The following is a 12,974-nucleotide window of genomic DNA, read 5'->3' on the forward strand; positions in this document are numbered from 1 at the left end:
TCGGGCGGAAGTGCACGTGTTCGCGGGTGGGGCACGCTCCGCCCGGAGAGGTGATTCATGACGACCGATAGTCACCTGCCGCTCGGCTTGCGGTACCCGGCGGCGTCCTTCTCGGAGTATCTGCGCCGGTATGCGCCGCGGTTGTTGCCGGATCCGGATTTCGGCGGTGGCGCGAGTGGTGTCGCGCCGCACGGGACGACGATCGTCGCGATCGGTTATCGCGGTGGTGTGCTGGTGGCGGGTGATCGGCGGGGCACGATGGCGCATCTGGTGTCGACGCGCGATATGCAGAAGGTGTTCATCACCGACACGTATTCGGCGGCGGGTTTCGCGGGCACGGTCGGGATGGCGGTGGAGATGATCCGGTTGTTCGCGGTGGAGCTCGAGCATTACGAGAAGATCGAGGGAGCGTCGCTGACGTTCGACGGCAAGGCCACGAAGTTGTCGGCGATGGTGCGGGCGAATCTGCCTGCGGCGCTGCAGGATATGGCGGTGATCCCGGTGCTGGTCGGCTACGACCCGGACGCTGCGGAGCCGGAGCGGGCGGTGCGGATCGTGTCGTATGACGCGGTGGGTGGTCGGCAGGAGGAGCGTTTCGGTTACACGGCGGTCGGTTCGGGGTCGGTGTTCGCGAAGTCGTCGTTGAAGAAGACCTATCACCGTGCGATCGATGCGGAGGCGGCGTTGCGTCTGGCGGTGCAGGCGCTGTTCGACGCGGCCGATGACGATACCGCGACGGGTGGCCCGGATCTGTTGCGCGACATCTATCCGACCGCGGTGCTGGTCGATGCCGACGGCGCGGTGGAGGTGCCGGAGGAGCGTCTGGCGCGGATCGCCCGGGCGGTGGCGGATGCGCGTGCGGCCGCGGAGGGGCACTAGCGGCGGGATGTCCGCTTCGGGCGGTGCTGCGGGGAATGCGTTCGGGCGGCGGGGATTCGCGAATTTCCGGCCGTGTCGAGTTCGTGCCGCGTGAATTTTGTGACCGACGTCCTAGTGCTGTCTTGTTAAGCGTGTCACAGCAATCGGGGCGCGGCGCGTTGGGCATCGTCGCGGTGAAATCTGTGAATGTCGAGTTCAACGCCGTGCGCGAAAAGTTACTCGCCGGTTGGGTCACTCTTCGTCGGTAGGCCGTGGGAGCTGCGGCGATGCGTGGGAGATCGATCACGCTTGCCTGCTGTCGCGCAGCTGCTTACGGTGATTTTCGTCGATGGCCGATGATGCCCGATCGAATTACATCTTATCGATGTGCCGCGATATTCGGCTTCTGGGGCAATTCCACTGTTATTGCTCTGGGCGGCAGAGTTATTCATGCGGCACCGGCGAAACTGGAGCAATGGTACAACCAACCCCCTGGCAGGCAAGCAAGACGCGCGACCGTCGGAGCCGTGGCTCCGGAGGCACCGGACGCGGGGCGACGCCACCACGGGGTGTGGATTGGGGCTTCTTGTTCGCCGCGACCGCGAGCGCGGTCGGCTTCGCCTTGCTGTTCCAGCCGTGGCTTTCGGCGTCGGGTTCGGGTGGCGAGGCGCGCTCCGACGCGTTCGGCCGGGTGACCGGGGCGACCAATGGTTTCGACGAGTGGTCGGTGTCGAAGTTCCGTGACGTGAACATCAGCGGCGCCTGGGGTCTGCTGGCCGCGGCAGCGATGGTCGTCACCGTGTTCGCGGTGGTGGCGCAGCTGCGGTTGCGGACCCGCGGGTTCGCGCACCTGGTGGTCGGCTCCAGTGTGCTGGCGGCGATCGTGGTGCTGAGCGCCTTGCTGTACCTGGATGCCAGGGGGCCGGAATTGCGGATCCTGGTCGATCCGGGTGAAGGTCTCGGCGCGGGGTTGCTGCACCGTATCTTCGGCGAGGGCGGGTCGGGCAGCGGGGAACGGCGTATGGCCAGCGCCGGACTCACGCCCGTGGCGTTGGTCGCCGGCGTGCTGAGCTGCGCCGCCGCGGTGGCCGCGATCGCGCAGGGCGCTCGCCGCTACGGCCTCAGCCCGATGCGGGCCCTGTCGTGGTTGGTGACGCCGCCGCCCGCCGAGCCCGAGCAGCCCGCGGCCGTCGCGGCGGCGCCGCGGCCGGCGGTACAGCCGACGCCGGACGCCGCCGAGCGGCTGCTGTGGGACGAACTGGTCTTCGATGACGACTTGGTCGCCAACGTCACGTGGGTGCGGAACACGAACCCGCCGCGGCCGGAAACCTCAGGGCATCGGTCGACGCCGGTCCTCACCCGCTAGCGCCCGATGCTGTGGTCCGGTCCCAGTACGAGCGCTCGTGTCTCGGGCGACCACTGCACATATTCCAGCTCGGCTCCGTCGGCATGCCGGACGTAGACGAATGTCCCGGTGGCGCTGGTGAGTGGTCCTGCGATGAGTTCAGCGCCGTAGTCGGTCACCGTCCGCAGCAGAGCGTCGAGATCATCGACGATGACCGGGCCGACGGTGGTCCGGTAGCGCTCGACATCGTCCGGGTGGCCCGCGATGAGCAGGAAGTCGCCGACGGCGGCGAGTTCGGCGCGCTCGAAGCCGAAACGGAGATCGGCCTTCGCTCCGGCCAGCCGTTCGTAGGTCGGCAGGGCGGTGTCGAGGTCGGTGACGAAGACTCTGGCATAGGTTTTCAGGATGCGCACCGGTCCGACGCTAGGCGCGGATCGGCACGACCGGCAGTACGCACTCGAAGGTGAGTGGTGAGGGTGTCCGAGACCGAGGAGCAGCAGGCCAGGGCGGTCGCCCGGCGTGTTTTCACGGCGCTGTCGACGAAGTGGGCGTTGCGGGTGCTCGAGGAGATCGGGGACGGTGAACGCCGTTTCGGCGAGTTGCATCGGTCGATCGAGGGCGTGAGCTACAAGATGCTGACCGAGACACTGCGTTCGCTGGAACGGGAGGGTTTGGTCGCGCGGCGCGATCACCACACGGCCAACCCTCGGGTGGAGTATTCCCTCACCCCTGCGGGAGACGAGTTGCTGCGGCTGGTGCACGGTATGTGCGCGTGGTCGCGCGCCCATCTCGCCGAGTTGATGTGACAGCGGCTGCGTGCCGCACGTGTCAGTCCGGTAGCGGGGGTAGTTCGAGGTTTTCGCGGAAGGTCGCGCCGACGTAGTCGGAACCGGTAATGCCGCGGCGGCGTAGTTCGGGCAGCAGTCCGTTGACGACGAAGTCGCGGGTGCGTTCGTCGGCGAGTCCGCCGAGGGAGATCACATCGAGAACGCCTGCGTCGTAGCGTTCTTCGATCGCGTCGGCGAGTTGTTCGGGGGTGCCCGCGACGGCCCAGTGGCCGGTGTCTTTGGCGGCGATGATCAGCTCTCGCAGTGTCTTTCCCGACCGTGCGAAGTTGCTGAAGATCTCCACGCGGCCGCGTCGGCGGTGCACGGATGCCACGTCGGGGAGCACGTTGTCCGGGAGGGGCTTGTCCAGCGGCAGGCCGGACAGGTCGACGCCGCCGCCGAGCATGTCGGCGAGGGCGGCGCGTCCCGCTTCGAAGTCGGTCGCCTCGGCCTGTTCCCGCGCGAGGCGCTTCGCTTCGGCTTCGGTGGCGCCGTAGGTGGCGTGGAACGAGCTCATGATCAGCGGCAGGCCTTCGGCGCGGCCGAGTTCACTCGCGCGTGCGCGAATGCGTTTGGTGTAGGTGACCGCGTCTTCGAGCGTCGGCAGTGAGGTGAACACGACCTCGGCGAATCGCGCGCCCAGTTCGATGCCGCCCGCCGATTGCCCGGCCTGGAATTGCACGGGTCTGCGCTGCGGTAGGGGCGGGATGTTCAGCGGTCCACGGACGGTGAAGTACCGCCCGGCGTGATCGATGGGCCGCACGCGGGTGGCGTCCAGGATCGCGCCGCCGCGCCCGTCGGGAGTCAGCGCGCCGGACTGCCAGCTGTCGAACAGGGCGTTGACCACCTCGAGGGATTCGGTGGCGCGGGCATACCGGTCTTCGGGGCTCGGCAGATCCTGGTCGCCGTAGTTCTCCTCCCCCACCGAGGAAGTCACCGCGTTCCATGCCGCGCGGCCGTTGCTGATGTGGTCGAGGGTGCCGAAGAGCCGGGCGAGGTTGTAGGGGTGGTGGAAGGTGGTGGTCACCGTGGCGATGAGGCCGACGTGCGAGGTGACGGCGCTCAGCGCGGACAGGAAGATCAACGGTTCCTGGGCGCCGATGGCGCCTTGTGCGCCGAAACTGAGCAGGTCGGCGGCGAAGAGGGCGTCGAATTTGTGTTGTTCGGCGATTTTCGCGATCTCGATCGATGACGCGATCGTCGTGGCGGACGGATCGATGGCCGCCGCGTACACGCTGACCGCACCGCTGACTCCCGTGACGGTCTTCAGGGGCCGTCGTCGCCCACCAACTTTGCCCATTGCGGCGACGCTACCGGTGCGCACCGCTGTCGTAACGGGTTGCGATCAGCGAGATGTTTTCTGTCCGAGCGGAATTTGCGGGGCGGTGCCACAGAGGTGATGTGGCATGGCTTCGTACACCGGGGCCGATCCTAGGCCTGTTCTCGCCCGTCGCCGTGGTCCTCGGCGGGTGTACGGTCCGCGCGCGGCACCCGTACCACTCCGGTGTCGAGATCGATGTCGAACCGCGGTGTATGGGTCTGCCCGTCGCTGTCCTCGCTGCCCTCATGGTTCAGCTTCTTGCCAGGAAACAGCTCCCCGATGACGCCCATACGATCACCATACGCGCGAGCGGTATCCGACCGAGTCCGGCACGGCGCATCCCCGCCGATGGCGTTCGGTCGACGAGTGCGGACGTGATCGCCAGGCGATAGCGGTCGAACGGTTCCGTTTCGGCGACCGAGGGGCTGAGGCTCGGTTAGCATCATGTTCTGCTCCGATCGGCCGAGGACCGCGGCACGGGGAGCGCTGGGCGACCGATACAGGAATCGAACGACAGATCGGCCTACCGAATGGAATACGACGCCGACCTCGCCCAGGCTCGGGTCTTCTTGGAGTTGCTGGCCCGGCAGGCCCGGACGTTGGCGCGGGACATCGAATCCACTTACCGCCACGATCCCGCCGCGCGGCACGCGCTGTACAGCGAATTGTGCGTGGTGCGCCGCTATATCGACCGGCTGCACCGACGGTTCCCCGATACCGCGGGGCCGCAAGTGCGTCGGCAGCTGGTCGTCACCCCGGGTACACGGCCGGTGCTGGGTTGAGGGGTGCCGTTGTCAGTGCCCCGGCGCGGTGGCCGTGCGCTCGGGGACGGGCACGGTGAGCATGGCGACGATCATGTCCACGATCTCCGCGGCGTCCCCGGGGTGGGCGGTGCGCACCCCTGCTTCCAGGGTGCGTTCGTAGTCGGCGATCAACGCGAACATGACGGTGGCCATGGTTTCCAGGCGTTGCCTGCGCAGCCGCCGCGGCAGAGCGGTCAGCGCGGCGTCGAGGCGGGTGGCGATGATGCGGACGGCGGCGCGGTCGGCGTCGGCCAGACGGTGCGCGTCCGCCACGACGGGATGGGTGCGTACCACTTCCAGGAACCGGCCCAGATGGGTCACCCGGTCGTGGCCGAGCAGTTCGAGGATCGGGGTCGCGAGCATGGCGACGAGGGTGTGCACGTCGTTGGTGCGGCCGTCGGCCTCGTGGGCGGCCAGCAGCTGCATGCGCCGCTGTTCGAGCCAGTTCATCCGGCGCTCGACGATGGCCTCGATCAGTCCGGTGCGCGAATCGAAGTAGTAGTGCACGGCGGAGTTGTTGCGCTGGCCCGCGGCGGCGGCGATGTCGCGCAGCGGCACGTCGAGGCCGCGTTCGGCGATGAGGCGTTCTCCGGCGTCGAGCAAGGCGGTGCGCGATTCGTCGCTCGGCATGCACGCACTCTACTAAACACGAGTATTGACGATGTTAAACACAGATGATTAATTAAACGGCGTGGATAATGTGGCGGTGGTCACCGGTGCCGCGTCCGGCCTCGGCGCCGCACTGTGCCGCCTGTTGGCCGCGCGGGGCGTCGCGGTGGTGGCCGCCGACATCGACGCCGCCGGGCTGGTCGGGCCGGCCGCCGATACCGCGATCCACACCCAGGTCGTCGACGTCTCCGACGACGACCAGATGCGCCGCTTGGTGCACGGCGCCGTGGCCGAGCTGGGGCTCCACTGATGCGCGCGCAGGGCTCCGGCCACATCGTCAACGTGGCGTCGCTGGCCGGATTGACGCCGGTGGCGCCGTCGGCCGCGTACGCGATGACCGAGCACGCGGTGGTCGGGCTCAGCACCGCGCTGCGCGTGGAAGCGGCCGCCGCCGGTGTCCGCGTGAGCGTGGCCGTGCCCGGCGGGGTCGCGACCGACATCGTCGATTCCGGGATCGACCTGCCCGGGTACTCCTATCGCGAACCGTTGCGCCGGACGCCGATCGGGATGACCGGCTCCGAACGGGCCGCGCGGCACATCCTGCGTGGCATGCGGAAGAACCGGCCCTACATCGCACACCGGTGGTGTCCGGGTCTGCTGAGCCGTCTCGGAGGCCGCCGATGATCACAGGCGGCCCGATCTTCCAATTGTGCTGGGTGGTGGGTGATCTGGCTTCGGCTCGTGAGACGTTCACCACCCGGTACGGAGTCGGTGAATGGTTCACCATTCCGGAGGTCCACTTCGGGCCCGATGCGGCCGAATTGCGCGGGGCGCCGGCCGATTACACGATCGGTGTGGCGCTCGGTTATGCGGGTGGCCAGCAGTTGGAGCTGATCGAGCCGCGTGGCGGGGTGAGCCTGTACGCCGAGCATCTCGATCGGGTCGGCCCCGGACTGCATCACGCCGCGTGGGTGCCCGAGGACTACGACGCCGCGCTCGCCGAGGCCGCCGCGGCCGGTATCGAGATCACCGCGCGCGGCCGGTTCGATGGCGTCGGGATGGAGTTCGCCTATCTCGAGGGCGGGCCGATCGGCTCGCACATCGAACTGCTGCGGTTGTCACCGCAGATGCGAGCGCTGTTCGACCATTTGATTCCGGAAGGATTCACCAACCCATGGCAGTAGGCGGCGACCCACGGCAGTCCGCGATGCCGTCGCGGCGCCACGGTCGCGCCTGCGGCAGTTCCCCTCACGTCTCGGCAACCGCCCGGGACCCGCGCGGCGCGCTCGACGCGCCAGGAAGGCAGGCACCATGCGTTTCACCTACGCCGAGACGATGACCGACCCGTCGTATTACCTCGCTCTGGCCAAGGCCGCCGAGGAGGCGGGCTACACCTCCATGGCGGTCGCCGACAGCGTGGCGTACCCGAAGGAGTCCGACGCGAAATATCCCTACACCCCCGACGGGAACCGGGAGTTCCTGGAGGACAAGCCGTTCGTCGAGGCATTCGTGCTCAGCGCGGCGATGGCGGCGGTGACCACCACGCTGCGGTTCACGCCGTTCGTGCTGAAGCTGCCGATTCGCCCGCCCGTGCTGGTGGCCAAGCAGGCCGCGTCGGTGGCCGCGCTGAGCGGCAACCGGTTCGGGCTCGGTGTCGGCATCAGCCCGTGGCCGGACGATTTCGAGATCATGGGAGTGCCGTTCGACAAGCGCGGCGCGCGGATGGACGAATGCATCGACATCGTGCGCGGACTTTCGGCAGGCGGGTACTTCGAATACCACGGGCAGTTCTACGACATTCCGCCGATCAAGATCAGCCCGGTGCCGACCGAACCGGTACCGATCCTGATCGGCGGCCACAGCAGGCCCGCGTTGCGCCGGGCCGCGCAGCGCGGCGACGGGTGGATGCACGCCGGTGGCGACGGCGCCGAATTGGACCGGCTGCTGGGCGAATTGGACACGTTGCGCGCGGAGTACGGCACCCGCAAGGACTTCGAGGTGCACGTCATCTCGCTGGACGGTTTCACTGTCGACGGGATCAAACGTCTCGAGGACAAAGGGGTCACCGATGTGATCGTCGGCTTCCGGCTGCCCTACACCACCGAACAGGACACCGAGCCGCTGGAGACCAAGATCGCCAACCTGTCCCGCTTCGCGGAGAAGGTCATCGCCCGGGTCGACGGGTGACGCCGGGTGCGGGTCAGGACCCTAGCGCGGCGGCGGCCGCGGCGAGGGTCCGCGCTCGGTAGCCCGCGCCGAACAGCGCGACGTGCACCAGCAGCGGATGCAGCTGGTGCAGCGGCGTGCGGGTGCGCCATCCGTCGGCCGGCGGGTGGGTTTCGTGGTAGGCGGCGCGGATACGGTCCAGGTGTGGAGCGCCGAAGAGGGCGAGCATGGCCAGATCGGTCTCGCGGTGGCCCGCGTGCGCGGCGGGGTCGACGAGCATCGCCCGTTCCCGCGTCCACACGATGTTGCCCGACCAGAGATCGCCGTGGATGCGGACCGGTGGTTCGGCGGGGCCGGCCAGCTCATCGATGCGATCGATGACGCGTTCGATCAGGCGGGTGCCGTCGGCGCCGAGCGCCGCCGACGCCCGAGCGAGGTAGGGCGCGAGGCGCTGCTCGGCGTACCACCGCGACCACGGGCCGTCGGTCGGGGTGTTGGGCAGTGGCAGGCTCGCGATCCAGCCTTCCCACGGGGCCCCGAACTGCTCGGCGCGGGCGGCGTGCAACGCGGCCAGTTCACGGCCGAATCGCTCGGCGGCCGCTGGGGTGGGTCCGGTCTCCTCCAGCCAGGGCAGCACCAGGGTCCGGTCGTCGGCGGCCAGGACCTGCGGCAGCAAGGCCCCGGCCGGGTCGGGCGCGGTGGCGCGCAGCCAGGACAGGCCCGCAGCTTCGGCCGCGAAGACGGATGTCGGCTCGGCCGAAGCCTTCACGAAAACGGTTCTGCCGTCGACTGTTTCGGCGCGGTGCAGCGTCCACGCGTGGCGGGCGCCGAGATCGGTGACGGCGCGGACGGGCGCGTCCAGCAGGGCCGACAGCTGGGCCGCGCGGCTCACCGGGCGCCCGCGGTGAGCCGTTTCATGGTGTCCTCGTCGGCGGGGAAGAACGACTCGATGGCCAGTTCGGCGACGGTGACGTTCATCGGGGTGCCGAACACCGTCGTGACGCTGAGGAAGGACAACTCGTTGCCGTCGTGCTCGATCCGCAGCGGCACCACCGCCTGGTCGGGTTCGGGCACGGTGAGCTCCACTTCGCCACCGGGGTAGGACCGCAGCTCCTCGAGCAGGTCGGCCAGGTCTCTGGCGCCGGTGACCTCTACTTGGCGCGTCAGACGGGCGAGGATGTGGCCACGCCATTCGGCGAGGTTGCGGATGCGGCCGGCCATACCGTCGGGGTGCAGGCTCAGCCGCAGCGCGTTCACCGGCGGTTTCGTCAGTGCCGGATCGATGTCCGCGATGAGCACGGCCACGCCGCTGTTGGCGTCGATCATCGTCCAGTTCTGGTCGATGGCCAGCGCGGGGTAGGGCTCGTGGCCCGCGAGGATCTGGCGCATGGCGCCGCGGACGGCGTTCATGGCCGGAGTGTCCAGACCGGGCTGCGCGTAGGCGGGCGCGTAGCCCGCGGCCAGCAGGACGCGGTTGCGTTCGCGCAACGGGATCTCCAGATGCTCCGACAGGTGCACGATCATGGTGCGGCTCGGGGTGGCGCGCCCGGTTTCGATGAAGCTCAGGTGCCGCGCCGAGGTGTCGGCCCGTCCGGCCAGCTCCAGCTGGCTGAGCCTGCGTTCCAGGCGCCAATGTCGCAGCAGGTCACCTGCCGTTGGGGTAGTCACGCCCCGATCCTACGAACGGCCGGCCGTCGCGGCCATTACCTCTCGGGTAAGGGCCGCCGATACCTGCGGCGTCCCGGCCGTTCCGGTCGCCGTGCCCGCGCGGGAACACGAATGTCCGGCCGGAAGCGTGTGCTCCGGCCGGAACTCGGGCGCTGTCAGGCCATTTCGGGGACGCGCAGATGCGCGAACGCCAGCTCGAACTCCCCGACCTCGAGCACGTTGGCGCCGACCCGCTGAGTCGCCGCGCTCCTGATCCGAGTGCTGTGCTCGCGGGTGGCGTCCATCGCCTCGCGAGTCGCCCACACCATCGCGCCCACCCCTCGGCCGCTGTCCCGGTCGACGAACAGGCTGGCGCTGCAGAATCCGTCGAGCGTCTCGATCTGCGGCAGCACTTCCATCCGGAACGTGTCGATCAGGCGCTCGACCTGCCCCGGGTCGACCTGCACCCAACTGCACCTGGCGCAGGCGGCGTCGCCGGCGGGATGGTCGCGGTGCATCGCCGCGATGTCCCATTCCTCGACGCGCTCCACCTCGCCGCCGAGTCGGCGGGCCAGGCCGTCGCGCAGTTGCTGGGCCCGTCCTCTGCTGGCATGCAATGCCTCCTGCGATTCCCACGAGGTCGTAGCGATGCAACGTCCCGTCGACCGGTTCACCAGCAACGACATGCCGACCCACCCCTGCAGCTCCGGCAGATTCGACATCACTTCATCGCGGAGGTATGCGATCCCGTCGTCCATCGATGACGGCTGGGCCGCGATTGTGCTGGAACGTGCGTACACGGGCCACCTCCCGAATGCTCATGGCGGCGCCCCGGTGGCGCCACCGGACATACTCACCTTCCTCCAGCCCACGCCCACACGCAATGCCTCGGCTACCGTTCGGCTATCCCGTTGCCGCGGTGTCCGGTGGCCAGACGTACCAAGGCCGCACGCAGGTCCGGGCGGGTCCGCGAGGCGGTCAGCTCCGCGAGCGCGATATCGGCGATCGCGGCCACGATCAGCGTCGCGACCGGTTCCGGGTCCGCCCACCCGGCGGCGGCGAGATCGTCCGTGATGACCAGCGCGGCTTGCCGATTGCGCGCCGCGACCTGCTCACCGAGGCCCGCTTCGGAGCGCGCCTGGATCAGCAGCGCCTTCGTCGCCGGCTGGGCCAGGCAGCCGTCGAGGTAGGCGTGCATACCCGCGGTCAGCCGCTCGATACCCGGCGGCGTGCCGGAGACGGTGTCCAGCACCTGGGCGAACAAGTCCTCGTGGAAAGCGTGGTGCAGCGCTCGGATGTAGTCTCCGCGGCTGGACCAGTGCTGATAGAAGCTGCCTTTGGCCATGTTCGCCTGCGCGACGATCGCGTTCACCGACAGTTTGGCCAGATCCGCCTCCCCCAGCAGGGTGCGGCCCGCGTGCAGCAGTGCCTTGCGGCCGGGCTCGGCCGACCTCACGACCCGGCCACCGAGGTGAGCGGTCCGACGATCGGCGCGACCACCGGGCATTCCACCGACCGGGCGTGCTCGGGATCCAGCGCGTCGAGCACTTCGCGCACCGCGACCGGATCGGAGGTGAGCCCGTAGTGTTCGGAGTAGTCGGTGGCGCACAGGTCCTGCAGCACGATGTTGCGGGCGTTCGGCCCGTCGAGCATGCCGGTGGTGTAGGGCGTGGCGATCTCGTCGTAGCGGCTGACGATGCTGACGAACTGCACATCGGGCACCAGCCGGGCGTCCGCTTTCAACTCCCGCAGAAACGGCGAGTCCGGCGACATCTGGCAGGGGCCGCAGTCGGCGATGGCGTCCGCGGTGCCCGGCAGATCCCGCAGGGGCTTCGCCGCGGTGTCGGCGCCGCTGAGCGTCGACCCGTGATAAGGAGCGCCCAGCCCGATGTGGCGTGCGACCTTTCCGGCGCCGCCGAGGTGGTGGAAGTAGTAGAACGGCACCGCACCGCCCATCGAATGCCCCACGACATCGACCTTCGCCGCGCCGGTGGCGGCGAGGACGCGGTCGATGAACGCTCCGATCTGGCGGGCGCTCTCGGGGACCGGCGCCACCGCGCCCAGCGCCGGACCGAACGCACCGGTGCCGTAGGTGGTGGTGTACACGCAGTAACCGGCGGCCGCCAGCAACGGCGACAGGGTCTGCCAGCTCACCGTCTCGTTGCCCAGGCCGTGCAGTAACACCACGGGATTCGGATGTGCGGCACCCGGGTGGCAGCTCCAATCGTTGGCTCCCGGCGGGGGCGCCCCCGGCGCCGCCAGCTGCGCGGCCAACCCCGCCAGATAGCTGTAGGGAACGCTCGCGGGCTCCTGCGCCCCGGCGACGGGCGCGGCTCCCAGGAGGCACACCGCGGCGGTGGCCGTCGATGCGGCAAATCGAAGCAAGGTTCGCACCTGCTACTCCTTCACTGAACACGCTATGACCGACCGGTCGGTCATAGCGTACAGGTGTCGCGGCCGGGCGGGAAGGGCGAAGCGGAGCGCCCGATCGACCGGCCTGCCGCCGCCCGGTGTGATGCTCCGTCGTGGCTCGCGCGCCACGGCATGATCGATCTGCCGTAGCCTGGGGCGGGTGACCGATCCGGTGAAACTCGAGGACTCCGAATCGCTGCGGTTGGCGCGTCTATTCCTCGGCCGCACAGTGGATCTGGTCATCGACCGCCCGTACGGCAGCCACCATCCGCGATGCGGATTCCGCTATCTCGTCAACTACGGATACGTTCCGCTCACCCGCGCCCCCGACGGACAAGAACTCGACGGGTATTTCCTCGGACCGTCCGAACCTCTGGTCTTCGCCCGCGGACGCTGTGTGGGGATCATCCACCGGTTCTACGACGATGACGACAAGCTGCTCGTCGTCGCGGACGGCAGCCCCGCGCTCGACGACGCGGTGATCGCCGACGCCGTCGAGTTCCAGGAGACCGCCGGTCACTACGTGATCATCGGCAGGTGACCGGCAGCCCCTCTCGATTGGGCACGCCGATACCGGGTAGGCCCCTGCCATGGAACTGTTGGTGATTCTCGGACTCGCGGTGCTGGTCGGCGCGGTGATCCTGTATCGCAAGAGGTCCGGCAAACGGCCCGACGCACCCGAGGCACCCGGAAACGACGGCGAGTAGGGAGCGGCTATGAACGCGATGGACCCCGACCCCGCGAAAACTCCCGACCTGGAACCCGGCGGCGGGGTGTCGCCCGGCGCCACACCACCGGACACCCCGCAGACGTCCGGTCTGTCCGCGCCGGAGCCGAGCACCCGACACCACTTCCCGGTCACCGGCGTGCTGGCGATGCTCATCGGGGCGCTGGTGATCCTGCTGTTCGTCGCCGTCGCGGTCGGGCTCGTGGTGACGATGCTGTGACCCGCCGCCACCGACGGTCGGCCGATCCGGGAGATCGGC

The 12,974-nt window shown here is 69.0% G+C and carries 18 protein-coding genes and 1 pseudogene; 10 read left to right on the top strand and 9 right to left on the bottom strand.

The window, feature by feature from the left end; translation table 11 throughout:
• The first annotated feature begins 57 nt into the window (after positions 1-57).
• Positions 58-879 carry a proteasome subunit beta gene (gene prcB, locus ACWESM_RS29395; RefSeq protein WP_397276513.1) on the top strand — a complete coding sequence of 274 codons (822 nt, stop codon included), beginning with the start codon at positions 58-60 and terminating at the stop codon, positions 877-879.
• Positions 880-1,444: 565 nt separating this feature from the next.
• Complete coding sequence (locus ACWESM_RS29400; RefSeq protein ID WP_452494513.1) at positions 1,445-2,224, top strand: hypothetical protein; 780 nt, start codon at positions 1,445-1,447, stop codon at positions 2,222-2,224.
• Here the strand turns inward: ACWESM_RS29400 and ACWESM_RS29405 are convergent.
• Positions 2,221-2,616: a VOC family protein gene (locus ACWESM_RS29405; RefSeq protein ID WP_452494515.1), complete on the bottom strand. Its 396-nt coding sequence runs from the start codon at positions 2,614-2,616 to the stop codon at positions 2,221-2,223. The genes ACWESM_RS29400 and ACWESM_RS29405 overlap by 4 nt on opposite strands.
• Positions 2,617-2,679: 63 nt before the next feature.
• On the opposite strand from ACWESM_RS29405, the gene ACWESM_RS29410 reads away from it, so the two are divergent.
• Positions 2,680-3,009: a winged helix-turn-helix transcriptional regulator gene (locus ACWESM_RS29410; protein WP_452494517.1), complete on the top strand. Its 330-nt coding sequence runs from the start codon at positions 2,680-2,682 to the stop codon at positions 3,007-3,009.
• A gap of 22 nt (positions 3,010-3,031) precedes the next feature.
• Here the strand turns inward: ACWESM_RS29410 and ACWESM_RS29415 are convergent, their stop codons facing one another.
• Both ACWESM_RS29415 and ACWESM_RS29420 read right to left on the bottom strand, forming a co-directional pair.
• A complete protein-coding gene (locus tag ACWESM_RS29415) occupies positions 3,032-4,330 on the bottom strand; it encodes an NtaA/DmoA family FMN-dependent monooxygenase (RefSeq protein ID WP_355078033.1) in 1,299 nt (432 codons plus the stop codon).
• Positions 4,331-4,461: 131 nt separating this feature from the next.
• Entirely contained in the window at positions 4,462-4,641 is a 180-nt protein-coding gene (locus ACWESM_RS29420) for a hypothetical protein (protein WP_355078034.1), read from the bottom strand.
• Between the two features lie 240 nt (positions 4,642-4,881).
• Here ACWESM_RS29420 and ACWESM_RS29425 point away from each other — a divergent pair, with 240 nt between their 5' ends.
• Entirely contained in the window at positions 4,882-5,133 is a 252-nt protein-coding gene (locus tag ACWESM_RS29425) for a hypothetical protein (RefSeq protein ID WP_452494520.1), read from the top strand.
• A 12-nt stretch (positions 5,134-5,145) separates the two neighbouring features.
• Here the strand turns inward: ACWESM_RS29425 and ACWESM_RS29430 are convergent, their stop codons facing one another.
• A complete protein-coding gene (locus ACWESM_RS29430; RefSeq protein WP_355078036.1) occupies positions 5,146-5,784 on the bottom strand; it encodes a TetR family transcriptional regulator in 639 nt (212 codons plus the stop codon).
• A gap of 76 nt (positions 5,785-5,860) precedes the next feature.
• On the opposite strand from ACWESM_RS29430, the pseudogene ACWESM_RS29435 reads away from it, so the two are divergent.
• The 3 genes and pseudogenes from ACWESM_RS29435 to ACWESM_RS29445 all read left to right on the top strand — a co-directional run bounded on the left by ACWESM_RS29435 (position 5,861) and on the right by ACWESM_RS29445 (position 7,950).
• Positions 5,861-6,447, top strand: a pseudogene (locus tag ACWESM_RS29435) (SDR family NAD(P)-dependent oxidoreductase).
• Positions 6,444-6,947: a VOC family protein gene (locus ACWESM_RS29440; protein ID WP_364434976.1), complete on the top strand. Its 504-nt coding sequence runs from the start codon at positions 6,444-6,446 to the stop codon at positions 6,945-6,947. The pseudogene ACWESM_RS29435 and the gene ACWESM_RS29440 overlap by 4 nt, the downstream one beginning before the upstream one ends.
• A gap of 127 nt (positions 6,948-7,074) precedes the next feature.
• Positions 7,075-7,950, top strand: a complete 876-nt coding sequence (locus tag ACWESM_RS29445) for a TIGR03619 family F420-dependent LLM class oxidoreductase (RefSeq protein WP_355078038.1) — start codon at positions 7,075-7,077, stop codon at positions 7,948-7,950.
• 13 nt (positions 7,951-7,963) lie between these two features.
• On the opposite strand, the gene ACWESM_RS29450 is transcribed toward ACWESM_RS29445, so the two are convergent.
• The 5 genes from ACWESM_RS29450 to ACWESM_RS29470 all read right to left on the bottom strand — a co-directional run bounded on the left by ACWESM_RS29450 (position 7,964) and on the right by ACWESM_RS29470 (position 11,970).
• Positions 7,964-8,821, bottom strand: a complete 858-nt coding sequence (locus tag ACWESM_RS29450) for a fructosamine kinase family protein (protein WP_452494523.1) — start codon at positions 8,819-8,821, stop codon at positions 7,964-7,966.
• Entirely contained in the window at positions 8,818-9,597 is a 780-nt protein-coding gene (locus ACWESM_RS29455) for a helix-turn-helix domain-containing protein (RefSeq protein ID WP_355078040.1), read from the bottom strand. Before ACWESM_RS29455 ends, ACWESM_RS29450 begins: the two co-directional genes overlap by 4 nt.
• A 155-nt stretch (positions 9,598-9,752) precedes the next feature.
• Positions 9,753-10,376 (bottom strand): hypothetical protein, encoded by a 624-nt coding sequence (locus ACWESM_RS29460; protein ID WP_364434969.1) that lies wholly within the window; start codon positions 10,374-10,376, stop codon positions 9,753-9,755.
• A gap of 92 nt (positions 10,377-10,468) precedes the next feature.
• Positions 10,469-11,032, bottom strand: coding sequence for a TetR/AcrR family transcriptional regulator (locus tag ACWESM_RS29465; protein WP_397276531.1), 564 nt, complete (start codon positions 11,030-11,032; stop codon positions 10,469-10,471).
• The gene (locus ACWESM_RS29470) at positions 11,029-11,970 is read right to left on the bottom strand and encodes an esterase/lipase family protein (protein ID WP_397276533.1); all 942 of its coding nucleotides are present in this window, start codon (positions 11,968-11,970) and stop codon (positions 11,029-11,031) included. Before ACWESM_RS29470 ends, ACWESM_RS29465 begins: the two co-directional genes overlap by 4 nt.
• A gap of 178 nt (positions 11,971-12,148) precedes the next feature.
• On the opposite strand from ACWESM_RS29470, the gene ACWESM_RS29475 reads away from it, so the two are divergent.
• From ACWESM_RS29475 to ACWESM_RS29485, 3 genes are read left to right on the top strand one after another with little or no spacing between them, the layout of a single operon-like run.
• Positions 12,149-12,529, top strand: a complete 381-nt coding sequence (locus ACWESM_RS29475; RefSeq protein WP_364434960.1) for an inorganic diphosphatase — start codon at positions 12,149-12,151, stop codon at positions 12,527-12,529.
• A 49-nt stretch (positions 12,530-12,578) separates the two neighbouring features.
• The gene (locus ACWESM_RS29480; protein ID WP_355078045.1) at positions 12,579-12,695 is read left to right on the top strand and encodes an LPXTG cell wall anchor domain-containing protein; all 117 of its coding nucleotides are present in this window, start codon (positions 12,579-12,581) and stop codon (positions 12,693-12,695) included.
• Between the two features lie 9 nt (positions 12,696-12,704).
• Positions 12,705-12,935, top strand: a complete 231-nt coding sequence (locus tag ACWESM_RS29485; RefSeq protein ID WP_355078046.1) for a DUF6480 family protein — start codon at positions 12,705-12,707, stop codon at positions 12,933-12,935.
• The last annotated feature ends 39 nt before the right edge of the window (positions 12,936-12,974 follow it).

It is taken from the genome of Nocardia sp. NPDC003999, assembly GCF_053604885.1.

Bases quoted from the DNA above. Each gene is read 5' to 3' on its own strand.
- ACWESM_RS29425 (WP_452494520.1), top strand. From the start codon at position 4,882: ATGGAATACGACGCCGACCTCGCCCAGGCTCGGGTCTTCTTGGAGTTG.
- ACWESM_RS29480 (WP_355078045.1), top strand. From the start codon at position 12,579: ATGGAACTGTTGGTGATTCTCGGACTCGCGGTGCTGGTCGGCGCGGTG.
- prcB (WP_397276513.1), top strand. From the start codon at position 58: ATGACGACCGATAGTCACCTGCCGCTCGGCTTGCGGTACCCGGCGGCG.
- ACWESM_RS29485 (WP_355078046.1), top strand. From the start codon at position 12,705: ATGAACGCGATGGACCCCGACCCCGCGAAAACTCCCGACCTGGAACCC.
- ACWESM_RS29430 (WP_355078036.1), bottom strand. From the start codon at position 5,784: ATGCCGAGCGACGAATCGCGCACCGCCTTGCTCGACGCCGGAGAACGC.
- ACWESM_RS29440 (WP_364434976.1), top strand. From the start codon at position 6,444: ATGATCACAGGCGGCCCGATCTTCCAATTGTGCTGGGTGGTGGGTGAT.
- ACWESM_RS29415 (WP_355078033.1), bottom strand. From the start codon at position 4,330: ATGGGCAAAGTTGGTGGGCGACGACGGCCCCTGAAGACCGTCACGGGA.
- ACWESM_RS29420 (WP_355078034.1), bottom strand. From the start codon at position 4,641: ATGGGCGTCATCGGGGAGCTGTTTCCTGGCAAGAAGCTGAACCATGAG.
- ACWESM_RS29445 (WP_355078038.1), top strand. From the start codon at position 7,075: ATGCGTTTCACCTACGCCGAGACGATGACCGACCCGTCGTATTACCTC.